The 16,255-nt window shown below is 67.7% G+C and carries 11 protein-coding genes and 7 pseudogenes; 7 read left to right on the forward strand and 11 right to left on the reverse strand.

Annotated elements, in window-relative coordinates; all coding sequences use genetic code 11:
* Positions 1–29: 29 nt before the first annotated feature.
* The 6 genes and pseudogenes from OG758_RS48445 to OG758_RS48470 form a co-directional block, all read right to left on the reverse strand.
* Complete coding sequence (locus tag OG758_RS48445; protein ID WP_326715742.1) at positions 30–1,556, reverse strand: FAD-binding oxidoreductase; 1,527 nt, start codon at positions 1,554–1,556, stop codon at positions 30–32.
* 432 nt (positions 1,557–1,988) lie between these two features.
* Positions 1,989–3,233: pseudogene (locus OG758_RS48450) on the reverse strand (IS3 family transposase).
* Positions 3,234–3,246: 13 nt separating this feature from the next.
* Positions 3,247–3,486 (reverse strand): annotated as a pseudogene (locus tag OG758_RS48455) (IS110 family transposase); the annotation flags it as partial.
* A gap of 35 nt (positions 3,487–3,521) precedes the next feature.
* Complete coding sequence (locus OG758_RS48460) at positions 3,522–4,526, reverse strand: IS3 family transposase (RefSeq protein ID WP_326708051.1); 1,005 nt, start codon at positions 4,524–4,526, stop codon at positions 3,522–3,524.
* A 20-nt stretch (positions 4,527–4,546) separates the two neighbouring features.
* Positions 4,547–4,930, reverse strand: a complete 384-nt coding sequence (locus OG758_RS48465) for a hypothetical protein (RefSeq protein ID WP_326708052.1) — start codon at positions 4,928–4,930, stop codon at positions 4,547–4,549.
* A gap of 78 nt (positions 4,931–5,008) precedes the next feature.
* Positions 5,009–5,362, reverse strand: a pseudogene (locus OG758_RS48470) (transposase); the annotation flags it as partial.
* 536 nt (positions 5,363–5,898) lie between these two features.
* Here OG758_RS48470 and OG758_RS48475 point away from each other — a divergent pair.
* A complete protein-coding gene (locus OG758_RS48475) occupies positions 5,899–6,426 on the forward strand; it encodes a hypothetical protein (protein WP_326715743.1) in 528 nt (175 codons plus the stop codon).
* 93 nt (positions 6,427–6,519) lie between these two features.
* Here the strand turns inward: OG758_RS48475 and OG758_RS48480 are convergent, their stop codons facing one another.
* Entirely contained in the window at positions 6,520–6,645 is a 126-nt protein-coding gene (locus OG758_RS48480) for a hypothetical protein (protein ID WP_326715744.1), read from the reverse strand.
* Between the two features lie 947 nt (positions 6,646–7,592).
* On the opposite strand from OG758_RS48480, the gene OG758_RS48485 reads away from it, so the two are divergent.
* The gene (locus tag OG758_RS48485) at positions 7,593–7,931 is read left to right on the forward strand and encodes a MerR family transcriptional regulator (protein ID WP_326715745.1); all 339 of its coding nucleotides are present in this window, start codon (positions 7,593–7,595) and stop codon (positions 7,929–7,931) included.
* A gap of 125 nt (positions 7,932–8,056) precedes the next feature.
* On the opposite strand, the gene OG758_RS48490 is transcribed toward OG758_RS48485, so the two are convergent.
* Complete coding sequence (locus OG758_RS48490) at positions 8,057–8,596, reverse strand: helicase associated domain-containing protein (RefSeq protein ID WP_326716288.1); 540 nt, start codon at positions 8,594–8,596, stop codon at positions 8,057–8,059.
* Between OG758_RS48490 and OG758_RS48495 the strand changes: the two genes are divergently transcribed.
* The 3 genes and pseudogenes from OG758_RS48495 to OG758_RS48505 all read left to right on the forward strand — a co-directional run bounded on the left by OG758_RS48495 (position 8,578) and on the right by OG758_RS48505 (position 11,026).
* Positions 8,578–9,255 (forward strand): transposase, encoded by a 678-nt coding sequence (locus OG758_RS48495; protein WP_442810405.1) that lies wholly within the window; start codon positions 8,578–8,580, stop codon positions 9,253–9,255. The two genes, OG758_RS48490 and OG758_RS48495, sit on opposite strands and share 19 nt — an antisense overlap.
* A 7-nt stretch (positions 9,256–9,262) precedes the next feature.
* Positions 9,263–10,000 (forward strand): annotated as a pseudogene (locus OG758_RS48500) (pentapeptide repeat-containing protein); the annotation flags it as partial.
* Positions 10,001–10,645: 645 nt separating this feature from the next.
* Entirely contained in the window at positions 10,646–11,026 is a 381-nt protein-coding gene (locus OG758_RS48505; protein WP_326708016.1) for a hypothetical protein, read from the forward strand.
* 308 nt (positions 11,027–11,334) lie between these two features.
* On the opposite strand, the pseudogene fxlM reads toward OG758_RS48505, so the two are convergent.
* A pseudogene (gene fxlM, locus OG758_RS48510) lies at positions 11,335–12,549 on the reverse strand (methyltransferase, FxLD system); the annotation flags it as partial.
* A gap of 121 nt (positions 12,550–12,670) precedes the next feature.
* Here fxlM and OG758_RS48515 point away from each other — a divergent pair.
* Positions 12,671–13,453, forward strand: a complete 783-nt coding sequence (locus OG758_RS48515; protein WP_326708015.1) for a hypothetical protein — start codon at positions 12,671–12,673, stop codon at positions 13,451–13,453.
* A 40-nt stretch (positions 13,454–13,493) separates the two neighbouring features.
* Here OG758_RS48515 and OG758_RS49330 read toward each other — a convergent pair.
* Positions 13,494–13,598, reverse strand: a pseudogene (locus OG758_RS49330) (IS5/IS1182 family transposase); the annotation flags it as partial.
* 174 nt (positions 13,599–13,772) lie between these two features.
* Positions 13,773–14,603 (reverse strand): barstar family protein, encoded by an 831-nt coding sequence (locus OG758_RS48520; protein ID WP_326715746.1) that lies wholly within the window; start codon positions 14,601–14,603, stop codon positions 13,773–13,775.
* Positions 14,604–14,618: 15 nt separating this feature from the next.
* Between OG758_RS48520 and OG758_RS48525 the strand changes: the two are divergent.
* A pseudogene (locus OG758_RS48525) lies at positions 14,619–15,603 on the forward strand (UDP-N-acetylglucosamine--N-acetylmuramyl-(pentapeptide) pyrophosphoryl-undecaprenol N-acetylglucosamine transferase); the annotation flags it as partial.
* Positions 15,604–16,255 lie beyond the last annotated feature (652 nt).

Below are 16,255 nucleotides of genomic sequence, written 5' to 3' on the forward strand. Positions count from 1 at the left end.
GGGGCGGGGCCCCGACGGCGAACTGTCGATCAGCGTGACGCGGGCGGGATGCTCTGCTCGTACTGGAAGACGTTGTAGGGGTCGTACTTCGCCTTGATCTCGCGCAGCCGCTCGAAGTGGCGTCTCCCCCAGTAGGCGGTCTCCCACTCCTGCATGCCGACGTTCGGCACGTTGACGTAGGCGCCGTCCACGAAGCTGCGCATCGCCTGGCTGAATTCGGCGGTCCAGGCTTGGCACGTCGAGGTGAGCGGGTCGCAGACGCCTGGTGTCGTTGAAGGAGTCCCCCAGGCTGCGCCGATCTCGCCGTAGAAGATCGCGTCGCGGTGCACGAACGCGGTGCCGCCGCGGGGCTCCTTCTTGATCGCCCCGCCGAAGGCATCGACGAAGTAGTTGCTGTCCTCCGTGGGAGCGTTTCGCATGTAGTAGCCGATGACGTCGATCGCCTTCTTCGGGAACAGCTTCTTGGCGAACTGTGAGAAGAACTTCACGTTGGCGGGCTCCTGCGAGCGCGGGACCTGGGCTCCGGCAAAGATGGGGCCCCAGTTACCGACCTGCACCTTCACATCGGGCGTGCCGATCGACAGGATCGGGGCCAGCAACTTTCTGGCCTCTGCCTCCGTGCCCTCCGCGAGCCACGCGAACAGCAGGATCTGGGACTTGTGGATCTCGACTTCGGATCCGAGGCGGTTGTCGGCGAACGGAACCGTACGCTGCCATGCATCGAAGATCCCATGCAGGTCCGTAAGGCCGTCCCAGGTCGCCTGCACATAGGCGATGCGCTTGAGCGGCTGCACCTTGTAGGTGAGTTGCGTGACGATTCCGAAGTTGCCGTTTCCCGCCCCACGGAGCGCCCAGAGCAGGTCGGAGTGGTCCTTCATGTCGGCACGGATCACCTTGGCGCATTCGCGACCCGACGGGACGACGACCTCGGTCCCGATCAGGCTGTCGCAGGCCATGCCGAGGTAGCGGTTGAGGGGGCCGAGGCCGCCGCCGACCGTCGCACCGACCAGGCCGACGCTGCCCTCGCTTCCGGTCGTGACCGCGAGGTCCTGCTTGGCGAGCGCCGTCACCGCTTCCTGCTGGGTCAGGCCGGCGCCGACCGTCGCGATACGAGCGTCGGCGTCGATGTGGACCGACTTGAGCTGGCTGACGTCGATCACGATGCCGTTGTCGATGTTCGACCAGCCCTCCAGGGCGTGGCGGCCGCTGCGTACCCGCAGTGCGACGTTGTGCTGCCGCGCCCAGGTGAGGGCGTTCACCACGTCCTGGGTCTTCTGGGCAAAGACGATGACCAGCGGGTAGTGGGAGAACAGCTGGTCGTAGTCGATGCGATCATCCGTGTACGAAGCGTCACCGGGGCGGACGATGTGACCGGTCAGCTTCGCCGGCCGACATCCCGACGACCCTTTAGTCGGGTCGCTCGCGGCCAGAAGGCCCGAGGTGCTCGCGGCCGCAATGTCCGGCGCGCCTGCGGCCATAAGGCCCGGGACGACGACCGCCCCGGCGCCGGCGGCCGCTGACGCCCTGAGCAGGTAGCGGCGGGAAAAATCGCTCAAGGTCCAGATCCTCTCGATCGGGCTACGCCGGTACGCGGCTGAGGGAGCCCTTACCCGCCAGCCGCCGGGCAGTCCTTTGTGGTCGACCCCCGCACGGTAACGGGGCGACCATGCGGTGTTTCCCGACACGCCAATTGAGGACGATGACGACAGCCTGAAGGAGTAACTCAGCGGGATCCCGTCACATAACCGGTTTGGGATGCACCGCGCCCTGCTCGAAGCTATCCCTTGGCCCAAGCGGTCAGAATACGCGGGTTCTCTCAAAGATGATGGGCTCGCCGATGTCGCTAGTCAGGTCAGCATCTCGCAATGGCCCGACGAACCGCCTTTCTGATAAGAATTTGTGGGCGTGCCCCCGTAATCACCACTCTCCGCCTGGAGAACCCGGCTGGTCACTCGCGGGACTGAACCGTTCCGGGTTCGATCGAGACACTAGATCTTGACTGTGACCTGGGGTTTTGTGGTCTCGCTGTAGTAGTTGGTCTCGTATTCGACGGGTGGGATGTGCCCGATTTCACCGTGCAGTCGGCGGTGGCAGTACCAGTCGACCCACTCGGCGGTGGCCAGCTCGACCTCGGATAGTGTCTTCCAGGGGCGGCGGGGCTTGATCAGCTCGGTTTTGAACAGGCCGATCGTGGACTCCATCAGGGCGTTGACGTAGGCGTCGCCGACTGAGCCGATCGACGCGGCGATGCCTGCTCGGTCGAGGTGCTCGGCGAGTGCGAACGATGTGTACTGCGACCCGGCATCGCTGTGATGTATCAGCTCGCCTTTTTGTAGGGGTGTTGGTCGCGGTCGCGCTGCCACAGGGCCATCTCGAGAGCGTCCAGGACGAGCCGGGTTTCCTTCGATGTGGCCGCGGACCAGCCGACGATGCGGCGGGAGAAGGTGTCCACGACGAAGGCGACGTAGACGACGCCGGCGAACGTGGCGACGTGGGTGAAGTCGGCGACCCAGCAACGGTTCGGCGCTGGGGCGACGACATCACGGTCCACCAGGTCCGGTGCTCGCTCCGCACTCGCGTCGGGGATCGTGGTGATCACCTTCTTGCCGCGGACCGCGCCGGAGATCCCGAGGTCGCGCATGAGGCGCTCGACGGTGCAGCGGCCCACCGCGACATCCTGCCGGTTCAGGTGCCGCCAGATCTTCCGGGCCCCGTAGACACGGCAGTTGGCGTCGTACGCCTGCGTGATGAGGGTCTTGAGCTCGGTGTCGCGCAGAGTCCGGGCCGCAGGCTTGGCCTGGCGTTTGTGGTGGGCGTAGTAGGTGGAGGGGGCGATCTTGCAGTCGTGGTCGGTGAGGACCCGGCAGATCGGCTCGACGCCGCCGAAGCGGTCCTTGTGCTCGTCGATGAACGCTACGAGCGTGTGTGTGGCCGGTCGAGCTTGACGCGAAGAAAGAAGCCGCGGCTTTGAGGATGTCGTTGGCTCGCTTGAGCTCGGCGTTCTCTTTCTTCAGCCGCTTCAGCTCGGCCGACTCCTCGCTTGTCGTGCCCGGCCGGGCACCGGCGTCGATCTGGTCCTGCCGTACCCACTTGCGCAGCGTCTCGGTCGTGCCGATGCCCAGTTTCTGGGCCACCGCTTTCATCGCGGCCCACTCGGTGTCGTACTCCGGCCGCACCTCGGCGACCATCCGCACCGCACGACGGCGCAGCTCAAGCGGGTACTGGGAAGGAATCTCAATGACCGAGTCAAGCCGTCTGCGTGACCGACGGGGCGGAGGTGAACAGCCTCTTGTCACGCAGCATCGCCCACAGAACATCGACCCGTCGCCTGGCCAGCGCGAGCAGGGCCTGGGTGTGCAACAGCCCTTCGCCTCGTTTCTTGAGGTAGTAGTCCCGGGAGGGGCCAGGCCGCATCATCGCGGTCTGCGCGGCCAGGTAGAAGATGTGACGCCGGTTGTAGCGCTTGGGGCGGTGGTAGTTGCCGCTCGGAAGATTTCAAGTCCAGTGAGACGGTCGTGACGCTATGAGGTTTGTGGTGCGGGTTCCTGGCGTTTGGCCGGGTCGTTGATCCAGGCGGTCTGGGGTATCTCGGGTGGTCGGGGGCGGCGGCCGAAGCGTTCGGGGTGGCGGGCGTATGCCTCGGCGAGGGTGACCGCGCGCTGGTCGCGGACCTCTTCGGCGGTTCCGAAGTGGACGGAGGCGGGGGTGTGCCAGCCGATGCCCGAGTGCCGGTGCTCGTGGTTGTAGTACGCGATGAACGCGTCGAACCACTCGCGGGCGTGGGCCAGCGAATCGAACCGTTCGGGGTAGTCCGCCATGTACTTCGTGGTCTTGAACTGGGCTTCGCTGTAAGGGTTGTCGTTGGAGACCTTCGGCCGCGAGTGCGACCGCGTCACGCCCAGATCGATCAGCAGCTGGGAGACCTTCTTGCTCGTCATCGAGGTGCCGCGGTCCGCGTGCACGGTCTGGGGCACGATGCCGTTGCGGGCGATGGTCTCGCGGATCAACTCCTCGGCCCGCACGGCCGATTCGGCCCGCTCGACGGTGTGGCCGACGATGTACCGGCTGAAGATGTCGATGATCACGTAGGCGTGATACCAGATGCCCTTGACCGGTCCGGACGCCTTGGTGATGTCCCAGGTGAACACCTGCGAGGGCCCGGTGGCGACCAGCTCGGGCACTGCCTTGGCGGGATGGGTGGCCTGTCTTCGGCGCTCGCCGGACTGATCCTGCTCGCGCAGGATCCGGTACATCGTCGAGACGGAGCAGTGATAGCGCCCGGCATCCAGCTCGCGGGCCCAGATCTGCGCGGGCGCCAGCTCGGCGTACTCGTCGCCGTTCATCAACTCCAGTACCGCGGCCCGCTCTTGGGCCGTCAGGGCCGACGGCTGCACCTGCGGGGCGCGTGCTCTGCGTGGTGGCGGGGGCCGGAGCCGGCGGTAGTGCGTGGCGCGGGAGCGGCCGGTCAGCCGACAGGTGGCCGTGATGCCCAGCTGAGCCTCGACGCCGGTGAACGCCTCGTCCACGACAGGGTCGGCGGCGGGCTTCAGTCCGCGCTCTCGGAGAGCATGTCCAAGAGCGCGGAAGCTTTTCCCATGACTTCCAGCGCGGCCTTGTTCCGGGCCAGTTCCTTCTCCAGCCGTTCCACCTGGCGGCGCAGCTTCTCGTTGTCTGCCTCGGCGGCCGACTTCTTCGGACGGGCCGGGCTGGTGCGCTTGTCGACCAGCTTTTCCAGGGCCCCGGCGTCCCGCGCAGCCCGCCATTCCTTGACATGCGAGTGGTACAGGCGCTCGCGGCGCAGGACCGCGCCCTTCTCGTTCCTGGGTGCGGCGTCGTACTCGGCCACGATCCGCAGCTTGTACTCCGGGCTGAAGGAACGGCGCTTTGGCCTGGGAGCCGGGTCGGATCCGGCGGGCTTGGTGCTGGTCATGAGGGGGTGGTTCTCCTGTCGTGCCCTCTCAGGCTAACCCGCCGAAGCGGAACGTCTCACCCAAGGCTGACAGAGAGGGCTGCGGCGGCCGGAGTCCCGCGGGACCGGGGCCAGGCCCGCGTGCGAGGCGAGGCGGCCGGCGTCCTTGTAGCCGGACAGGTCGCCGACGATGGCGACGAACTCCGCGCCCAGGATGGGGCCCATGCCGGGCATCGACTCGATGATCTGGGCGCGTTCGTCGGCGCGGAAGGTCTCGCGGATCTCCCGGTCGTTGTCCTTGATCCGCTCATCCAGAGTCAGAAGCTGGTGGGCGAGATCGCAGACCAGCTTCGCGGCACGCTTCTCGCCCGGCAGCGCGGTCATCTGCGACTGGGCGGCCTCCACTGCCTTCGCCGCTACGGCCTCAGCGCCGCGGACCTTGCGGCGCTCCAGAGCCCGTCGCTCCGTATCCCTCGTGACCAGCACTACATGGTCCGAAGTACACCCCGCCGACAGGTCCCTAACCAGCGATGACCGCAGTTCTCAATCAGAGGTCGGAGCGTCCCAGAGGACCGGGCGGCCATTCCTTCCGAGCCCTCGAGGGCAACGCGCCATCAGCCATACCCGGTCCTCCCGGACCACCTCACATTCTTAGGGACGTGCCATGACTCGATCCTCTCAAACGATCGAGTCTCTACCGAATCCGGAACGGTTCAGGGGACGTTCTCGTGTACGCCGACATTAGGGACCGCAACGTCCTACCAGGGCCGGGTCGATGCCGCCGTAGGGTGCGCGGCTCTCGACTCCGCCTTCGGCCACGTCTTGGAGCAGCGCCTCGCCTGCTCATCGGTCTCAACTCGGTGCACCACAGCGACCGCGAGCGCATCTGACCCGGTGCACCACTGGCTGGAGGCCGTCTTGTCCGCCGTCACTGGAGGGCGGAAGGATCGACACGGACCATCGATGTCACCATGAGGGGGAAGAACACGGTGAGCAACGCGTTGCAGTATCCGCAGGGGTGGCTGGTGCTGGGGCTGCCCTGGCCGGAGCGGACCCAGGACGGGTGGGGCGAGTGCGCGCTCGCCATCGCCCCGCGCACGATCCCGCGCGGCCTCGTCAGCGAGGAGGCCGGCACCGCCCTCGACCTCGCGGGCGGCCTGGCCCGGGATCCGGCCGAGGGGCCGGGCAAGGCTGTCTTCTTCTCCGATGTCACCCTCTGGCTCGACAAGCAGGGCAAGGAGTGGGGCGACCTGGGGATCGACTACGAGGCCGTCATCGACGAACTCACCAAGGCCCCGGTCCCGCAGCTCTACATGACGCTCATGCAGAAGGCCCACGCCATTTTGTGCGACGCCAGCCGCGAGGGCCTGCGCCTGCACTACCGCGACGGCGAAGTCGAGCACGTCACCCCGCAGGTCCGTGCCGAGGTCCACGCGGCGATCACTGCGAGCCTGGAGCGGGACTGGCCGCCCTACATCCAGGGCCTCATCGACCGCGGAGCCATCCGCACTCAGTAGTCCCGCTGCGTCCGTCACGGGCCCGGCCTCATGGAGGCCGGGCCTGTCGTGCCGGCAGCTCTTCAGGCTCGGTGGCTGGACCTTGGGGCTGGATCAGTCGAAGTCCGTGGTGCGCTCGGCGCCGGGGACGGCGATGTGGCCGTCCGCATAGGAGCCCTGAACGGACGCCTGGGCCCGCCCCGAACCTGGGGGCCCGTACGGCCTCCGCCGTTGCGGCACCCCACCATTTCACCCATAGCCCGCGCCGAGGGCCTCATCGGCCAGCAGATGAACGGGTGGGTGTGGCGTTGACCCTCCTTGTGTGGTCCCCCTGGCCTTGGGATCGCCATGCCCGCTCCTTTGACCGCTGCACAGGCCCCGGCTGCCACCCGCCGACCCTCGCAGTGACAGGCGCTGACCTCCGTCCACGTTTGAGGTCGATTACCTCACCGTCGAACACGCGGAAATCTATGTTGACCGGAGTAGACATTGGGTGGCGGCGTGGCTATGGTTTCTCTCGTAGCCGAGATCGAGCAGGGCCTGGCAGAGACGAACTGCCGGTCAGTAGTACATGCAGTTGCAGTTGGCAGGACGGTGCGGTGGTGGAGTTCCGAAGCCAGGGTTGTTGCAGGACGGCGACGGGACTGGCGACCGGACCGGGTGGCTCGCAGTAATCAGGGGCCGCCGTGGCAGTACCCGTAAGTGCAGTTCGCAGTACCCAGCAGTGAAGTCAGTGAGCAGTACCTCGGTGAAGGCGTCGGCTGCGGGCGCGCGTGCCGGGAGGTTCGGCAGTGGGGTTCTAAGCCAGAGCAGACGCAGGACGGGCGACGGGGCTGGCTGCCGAAGAGTGGCGCTGTTCGAGGCCACGAGCAGTTCGTAGTAACCAGCAGTACGCAGTTCCGCAGTTCCCGTTTGGTAAGTGTTGGTCAAGAGGGAAGAACGGAGGAGTTGAGCGCCATCAGGATCGCCCGGGCGGAGTGTTGAGCCCGGGTACCGCAGGACATCGATAGTGAGGTGGTCTCCGGTCAAGCAACCGCGATCCCCGCATTCCCCGTCCTCTCCCGGGTGGGCGTGCGGACACAGAAGGCCGGCGCAGTACCAGGGCCGGCAGATGGTGTAGCAGTTCCTTCGGGGCCCTGGTGCCATACGGCACCAGGGCCCCTCCCCGCGTTCCACAGAGAGGTGCAATGACAGCAGACGATTCATTCGGCCGTCTCGATGACGACGACTACCCCGCCTACACGATGGGCCGAGCCGCCGCCATGCTCGGCACCACCCAGGGCTTCCTGCGTGCCATCGGTGAAGCCCGCCTGATCACCCCGCTGCGCTCCGAGGGCGGCCACCGCCGCTACTCCCGCTACCAGCTGCGCATCGCGGCCCGCGCGCGTGAGCTCGTCGATCAGGGCACCCCGATCGAGGCCGCCTGCCGCATCGTCATCCTCGAAGACCAGCTCGAAGAGGCCCAGCGCATCAACGCCGAATACCGCCGCGCCGCCGAATCAGCGAACCCGACGACCGCGGCCTGAGACAGCTGAGAACTGCAACTCCCCCAGGGGCTTGGCTGCGTCCCACGCATGCTGACCGGGACGCACAACGTTCCGGGAATCTTCACTTTCTACAATCACGCCTACCCGGACGCAGTAGCGCGACGTCACGCTGCCCAGTCGAGTCCGAGGTTGGCGAGGGCGGCGAGCCGTTCGGGGGTGAGTTTGGCGCGCCTGGTCTTGGTGTTGGACAGGAACACCCCAAGCCGGACTTCGGCGCTGTCCTCGAGTCGTTCTACGTGACCCCTGGGGACCGTCAGGGAGCCCGTGCGGGCCTTGTACTGCAGGGCTGCAACGCCCCGCTCGAAGGCGCTCACGGGTGCCGTGGACGGCTTGGCGGGCGCTTCCGGCCTCGGTGCCTGCGGGACGACGCCGACGGCCTCCAGACGCTCGCGCTGCCCGTCGGATAGGGCGGCCCACGCCTCGGGCTTGCGCTGCTTGGCGAGCCATTTCCCGATGTTCATCCCGTGCACGGTGACGCCCGGCTCGACATAGGCGAGGATGGTTTCCTCGGCGAGCGTCTCCCGCACCACGGCGTAGTGCCGCTGCCACTCCGCCGGCCACGACGGGTATGTCGTCTCAGTTGAACTGTCAGGCCCAGGGCTTGCTGACGACGCTCTGACCTGTAGTGCTTCCCGCCAAGGCAGTGCCCGAGCTGGTCGCCACCGGGCCCTCGCAGGTGTTCACCTGGGACATCACCAAGGCGTCCGGACCGGTCAAGGGCATCTGGTATCACGCCTACGTGATCATCGACATCTTCAGCCGGTACATCGTCGGCCACACCGTCGAGCGGGCCGAATCGGCCGTGCGGGCCGAGGAGTTGATCCGCGAGACCATCGCCCGCAACGGCATCGTGCCCCAGACCGTGCACGCGGACCGCGGCACCTCGATGACGAGCAAGAAGGTCTCCCAGCTGCTGATCGATCTGGGCGTGACGCGGTCGCACTCGCGGCCGAAGGTCTCCAACGACAACCCTTACAGCGAGGCCCAGTTCAAGACCACGAAGTACATGGCGGACTACCCCGAACGGTTCGATTCGTTGGCCCACGCCCGCGAGTGGTTCGACGCGTTCATCGCGTACTACAACCACGAGCACCGGCACTCGGGCATCGGCTGGCACACCCCCGCCTCCGTCCACTTCGGAACCGCCGAAGAGGTCCGCGACCAGCGTGCGGTCACCCTCGCCGAGGCATACGCCCGCCACCCCGAACGCTTCGGCCGCCGCCCCCGACCACCCGAGATACCCCAGACCGCCTGGATCAACGACCCGGCCAAACGCCAGGAACCCGCACCACAAACCTCATAGCGTCACGACCGTCTCACTGGACTTGAAATCTTCCGAGGGCGCATGCACCTTCGACACGGTCCCGCCCGCAATGCACTGGCGAGGCTGGCGTCCGATCCGGTTCACCCAACGCCGCACCCTCGCCGAAGAACACCACTGGCGCGCGAGCCAACCAGGGGCCGTCCCGGGCTGGAACGTGGCCGTGTACGGCGCCGGGCGCGTCGGGCCGTTGCAACTGGCGCCGGTGTACCGCGCGCTTCGCAAAGCGTTCGAGGATGGCAAGCACGAGCCTGGGGCCGCTGACTTCTATTACGGGGAGATGGAGATGCGCCGCCACGCCGACGACATACCCCGAAGCGAGCGGGGTCTTCTGACCGCCTACTGGGCGCTGTCTGGCTACGGCATGCGCGCTTCCCGGGCACTGGCGTGGCTCGGCGCCGCCATGCTCGTCACCATCGTGCTGCTGATGGGCCTCGGGCTCCCGAAGGACGCCCCGAAGCAGGCAGCGACCGGCACCGTCCCGGCCGGCGGAGGCAAAGTCACTTTCGAGATCGACAAGGCAGATCCCCAGAACCCCACCGGGGACAGGTTCACCGGCGAGCGCTTCGAACAGGCCCTGAACGTCACCCTCAACTCAGTGGTGTTCCGCTCCGCCGACCAAGACCTGACCACTTCCGGCACCTACATCGAGATGGCGTCCCGTGTGACCGAGCCCGTCCTTCTGGGCCTGGCGCTCCTGGCCGTCCGCAACCGTGTCAAACGCTGACTCGACGGAACAGAGAAGTCCTACCCGCGTGCTCGGGCACTGGCGAGTCGCGCCGCGAGCGCCGCCCGCGCAGCCTAGGCCAACGCGCACCCGCGGCTCGGCCGCCGCAGGCTGGCCAGGTGGAGTACCCCGTTGCTGTCGCCCTTGCCGAGGCCGTGCCAACGCTGCCCCGCGGCAGGGGCTGGTGGTACGAGATCGAGTTCGACGGTTCTCCAGACACCTGAAGTTGTCTCATCTGGGGGATAGCTCGGCATCTCGCCGCAGCGGGCGGGACGTGACGACGGTGTGGCCCAACCTCGCGGCGGCCTCCATGCTTATGCGCCCGGGCACGGTCCTCGACGTGAGTGCGTCATCGACCTCGGGATAGCAGTGGGGCCGACCTGCCGACAGCACGCTGAGATGAAGCCGAGGGTGAAGACTCTGTAGAAGCTCCCGCCGGCGCTCTGGATGCCTGCAAGGGTCTCCCGACTCGCCCAGCAACTGTGAGTAACGGAGACAGCAGTGACTCAGGTCCAAGGCGCAAAACCGCCTGTTCCAGCGCAGTCCGGTGGGAACGTCGGGACGCCGCCGCAGCCGCCAGACGGAACCTCAGCAACGCCGGAACGAACATGCACTTCGTGCGCCGGCGCCGGCGGCGAAGCGGCCGTGATCCAGCAAGGCGACCTGGTCGGCGACTGGGGCAATGCGGCCGGCGCCACAGTGCACATGTCGGCCGATCACAGTTTGACAGCGAGTGGGATCAACCATGCCGTGCCCGATTACAAGTGCTCCACGAGCATGGCGGCCGGCAGCTGGCAGTTCTGGGTGCAGGACGGCTCACCGCAGAGTTTCACAGCCTCGGACTCGGTGACCGAAGGCGAGTCGTTCACGGTGTCGGCGAACAACGGCGATCCGAACAGCTGGTGCGACCTCGAAGCCCAGGTTCAGCACGATGACCAAGGCTTCAACATCTGTCTCGTCCTGGACCCCGACCAGACCTGTACCACTGAAGAGCTCCTCCGTAAGGTCTCAACACAGCCCCGGTGAACGGTGCCTTGACGCAACTTTGATCCGAGATCACCCATCGATGGTTGCTTGTGGCCATTTCGAAACGATCGGTGAGAGCAACGGGGCGTCGGCCGAGGCCACCGTGCACAGCACCGACGTGACGGCGACGAACACCAACGTCGTGACGATCCAGGGCTCGCGCGGCGCAGAGCGATCGCGGACCACGACAAAGCCCCACCACGTCCAGCCGGCCGCCCCACAGATGGCCCCGGGGGGAGCGGAGAAGTGCGGGAACGACGGTGCCCGTCGGCGTGTGGCCGCCGGGCAGCGACCGTGGGGGCGGGGTGTCACTGCCAGGCGACGAGGACCCGGTTCAGGGGGGTGTCGATGACGAACCGGCCGGGCCGCTCCTCGACGGCGGGGGCATCGAGAGACTGCAGCTCGAAGGTGGCTTCCCGGCCGCGGTAGTCACGATCCCAGGTGCGGATGGCGTCGGCGACCTTCGCGGCCAGCTCATCACTGCCGGGTCCGTGGCCGATCACGCCGAACTCCCACAACGTGCCGCCCTCGGACGTCTTGTGGTCGGACAGGCGGCGGGCGAGATAGGTGACGGCGCCCTCATCAACGGCCGCGGTGGACGAGGGGTAGGGGTCCTGTGTCAGCAGCGTGCCCTTGGCGGCCTGCGGGAAGTGCATGCGGACCAGGCCGGACGGCACGCTGCAGGACACGAACAGCTCCATCCACTCCGGCGACTCCATGGCGTGGACGCTCATGCCGGTCCACTCCATGGTGCGCGGCTGCTCCAGCACCCCGGCCAGGGCGTCGGCATCGATGTTCTGGGCCGCAGGCGCGTGGAGCCGTACCGTGCCGTCCGCGGCGAGCGGGATGTCACGCCGGTCATCGTCGGCGATGCCCCGGCGCAGCGGAACGAAAGAGTTCATCGCGCTGCCGCGGGACACCCAACGGCCCTCGTGCTGCTCGTAGACGATGGAACGCGAGACGCTGCCCTTGAGCCGTTGCGGGGTGACGATCCGGCCGCCGGCGGCGAGTTGCTCGAGCCAGGCATCAGGGACGCCGTGCGCGCCGACGGTGGCGATGATCCGGTCATACGGTGCCCCTTCGGCGTGGCCGAGGGCTCCGTCGCCGGTCAGCACGTCGACGTTGGTGAAGCCGGTGGCGGCGAGGCGGGCTCGGGCGCCCTCGGCCAGGTCGTCATCGACGTCGATGGTCGTGACGTGTCCGTCGGGGCCGACGAGGTGGCCGATGAGGGCGGCGTTGTATCCGGTGCCGGCACCGAGTTCGAGGATGCGCTCACCGGGCTGGGCCTGGAGCTGGTCCAGCATGAGGGCGACAATGCCGGGCTGGGAGGCGCAGGAGACCGGGACCCCGTCGGTGTCGTACTTGATGTCGACCGTCGCGTTCGCGTAGGCGTCGGCCAGCGGCGCTTCGGGGACGAACCGGTGCCGGGGCACGGCGCGCAGGGCGGCCTCGACCGCCGGGGTGCGGGCGTGGCCATCGGCCTGGATCTTGTCGACAAGGGCGTTGCGGAGCCGTTCGGCCTCGGACGCGGCCTCGGCCTCGGACGCGGCCTCGGCTTCGGACGCGGCCTCGGCTTCGGACGCGGCCTCGGCTTCGGACGCGGCCTCGGCTTCGGACGCGGCCTCGGCTTCGGACTCGGTGAGCGTGTCGGTGTTCACCGCGATGACGCTATCGCCGGCACAGCCGTTCGCCGCCGTGGACGCGGTGTTGTCACTCGATCCCATGACGCCCTCGCGTGCGGCGTGCCGGTGCGAGGGCGTGTCCGAGGAGTCACCAGTGGCTGCGGACGGCGGTATCCCCGACTTCGCCGGGCTCCGGTCGGGAGAATGGGGAACCGGTTTTGACTACGAGATCGGAGCCTTTGTGAGTCTGTTGGGGCAGATACTTCCGTTGGTGGGTGTTGCGCTGGGCGCCGTCACGTCGTTCCTGGCGAGCAGTTTGAATGACCGGGCACGATGGCGGCGTGAGCAGTCCGTTCGCTGGGACGAGCGGCGTCTGGATGCCTATGGCGAGTACATCCACGCGGTCAAAGAGCTCGCGGGGCGCTATCAGCGCATCGCTGCGGGTCGCGGGCTGGTAATTGGTCCGGCGCCGCTGGAGCTCACCGCGGAAGTGCTTGCCGAGCTCGGCGCGGCTGAGTCCCGCCGTTCTGCGCTGGGGGAGACCTGTGAATTGTTGGGAGACACTGACACGAACACGGCGTCCAAGACGCTGAATCACTGCCTGTGGCGGCTGGAGCACCTGGCGCGGGGCGTGCCCACGGAATCCGAACAGAGCTGGGAACAGGCGTACTTGGAGTTCAGAGACGCACAGCGGAAGTACCTCGAGTACGCACGGGTCAGTCTGGGGGTGACCGGTCCGGTCAACCGGGTTGTCGCCTGGCCCTCGGCTTGGCGGCCCGTGGGCCGGCCGTCACGCACCGAGTGATGAGTGGGCTCTGTTCGCGGGAGGCGCCAGAGCCGGCTCCGGCGACGGTGATGGTGCCGTGGAAAATGTAGGCCCTCTTGTCAAAGCGCGTTGCCTGAACGGCCCGCAGAATCCTGTCCCACGTCCCATCGGCTGACCACCTGCGATGAGATCGAAGGACTGAACCTCACCCGCGCCCTCCTGCGCTCCAAGCGCGACGAGTCCCAGCCCATGGCACGCCGACCCGCTGTCGACCTCGGCATCCCTGCACGCCGCTGTCCGAACGAGTCGGAATGACTCTGCCCATGCCAGCGCCTGGAACCGAGGAACCGACCATCGATCATCGAAGGATGACGCTCACGCCCCGTTCCTCCAAGATCTCCAGGAGCAGGTCGAACAGCGAAACCTCGCCATCGCCGGTGGGCACACGCTCTGCCAACCGCGCCCTGGCCTCGGCCGAGGAATCCCAGTGCAAGGCGAACGGAGCGGTGGCGCCCCAGCCGCCGCTCAAACAGTCGTCCAGAGCGTCAAGGTTCCAGCCGAAGTATCCGCCCGGCCCATTGATGGCCTCACCGATCGCGCAGTAGAAGCTGTCCCTGTCAACGATGTGCCGGCCGTCCAAGGTGAACACCTGGCCCGCAGGAGTGTCGGGCCGTCCCTGACGTTGGTACTCGCCAGACCACAGTGCCACCGACAGCCACGCGTGTCGGTCTTCGGGCGCCAGATCGTGCCACAGGCCGGTGCGGTTCAGGTTCCCCGCGCGGATCAAGTCCCACACCGGTTCCGCTCCAGCCACCGCGTTCTCGCACCACAGCGTCACTGTGAGGTCGACGAGGCCCACTCCATGGGCGGATGGCTGGATGCCGACGACCGTGACCTCGTTGACGAAGTAGGACCCCATGGTGGTGCCGTCGCCGTCGAGGAGGTCGAGCCAGGCGTTGCCCGCCACAGCACGACGACCGCCGACGTGATTAACGCTCTTCAGCAGGCCGCCCTGCGGCAGGCAACCCGCAAGGCGCACTCGGCGTGCTCCCTCTTCATCCGCCAGCGGCGTGAACAACCCCTCGGCCTCGTGAGCACAACCCCAGAAGTCGTCGTCGTCCTCGTCCGAGTTCAGGGCGTACTTCTGCCCCTCGTCACCCCGCCCTGACGTTCGCATCGCACTCCCCATGAGGGCGTCGATCTTACGGGCAAGATCCGCCGCTCGCCGAACCCACTGAAGATGCTGGGCCCGGCGAACGTGAAGGACATGGCGCGCGTACCGCTCGGCGTCGCGCAGGCCCGCTCCCGGATCGCCGAATTCGCCCCGGACGTCGTCCTTGCCACGGGCGGATACGTCGCCGTCCCCGCCGGCCTCGCCGCCCGCCTGTGCCGGCGCCCCCTGGTCCTGCACGAGCAGACCGTGCGTCTGGGCCTGGCCAACCGGAAGCCCGCCGGGTCCGCCACCCGCATCGCGGTGTCCTCGGAGTCCTCCCTCTCCCTGCCGCCGCAGGACGTTGCGTGCAGCAGCCGTCGTCACGGGCAACCCGGTCCGGCCGGAGGTGCTCACCGGCAACGCCGACAAGGCCGTCACCGCGCTGGAGCTGACCGGCTTCGACCGGCGCTTGCCCACCCTCTACGTGACGGGCGGCGCCCAGGGCGCCCAGCAGATCAACCAGGTGATCGCCCAGTCACTGCCCTGGCTGCTGGAGCGCGCGAACGTGGTCCACCAGTGCGGCCCGGCGAACGTCGACGAGCTGCGCACCGTTGCCGCGTCCCTGCCCGCAGCACTGTCCGGCCGCTATCACCTGACGGGTTTCGTCGGCCCGGAGCTGCCGGACGTACTCGCCCTGGCCGACGTCGTCGTGTCCCGCAGCGGCGCGGGCACCCTCGCGGAACTCACCGCGCTCGGCAAGCCCGCCGTGTTCATTCCCCTCGCCTCCTCGGCGGGCAACGAGCAGGCGCACAACGCACGCCACCTGCAGGAATCCGGTGCCGCCGTCGCGCTGGAGGGCGAGACGAGCCCGCAGCGGCTGCAGGCGGCGCTCGGACCGCTTCTGACCGACCCGGCCCGGCGTGCGGGCATGGCTCAGGCCGCCCGCGAACACGGGCGGCCTGACGCGGCGGAGCGGCTCGTCGACGTGCTCCTCGAAGCCGCCCGCACCACAACACGCGGCCTCGCCGAAATCTGACGGCCTGGACATATGACGGGCCTGTGATCACTGAGGAACGGCGCAGAGTGGTCAGTCTTCCCGCGGCCTGGTGCGCAGTGCGACCGGTGCCCGGGTTACGGCCTGCGGCTGCGCAGCGCCTCGTGGGAACCCGTACTCGTTGCGCAGCGCCAGTGCGCAGCGCCAGTGCGCAGTGCCAGTGCGCAGTGCGCAGGTGTTCGGGTTCGCTGCGCAACGGGGCTTCGGGTGTTGCGCAGCAGGCCTGTCAGGCCCGGACTCCGACTGCGTAGTGCCGACTGGGGCGGGTTGCGCACCAGGTACTTGTGCAGCCCGTACCGGTCGACGGTGAGCGGGTGGTACGCATTTTGCGGTGCCCGCCAAAACGCGTGCCGGGCATCTGAAGCGGTACGGCGAAAGGCGTACCCGTACCTGAGCGAACCGGTTGCGTTCTGCTGGCCGTGGGGACGTCTGGCAGGTCTGTGACCTGTGCTTTCTGCAGACCGGTACGCGTTTCGGTACGCGTTTTTTCGCCCCTTGTAGAACGCGTACCGGTCACCGGAGCGCGGCGGGCGCGGCCCGTCGCCGTGCCGTCCTCGAAGCCGGGTGACGCGGAATGGGCCGAGGCGGCCGGTACGCGTTGGGAAACCCAACGCGTACCGGTGCGGGGGAGTGC

The sequence above is a fragment of the Streptomyces sp. NBC_01474 genome, from assembly GCF_035918215.1.
Classification (GTDB): Bacteria; Actinomycetota; Actinomycetes; order Streptomycetales; family Streptomycetaceae; genus Streptomyces; species Streptomyces aureus.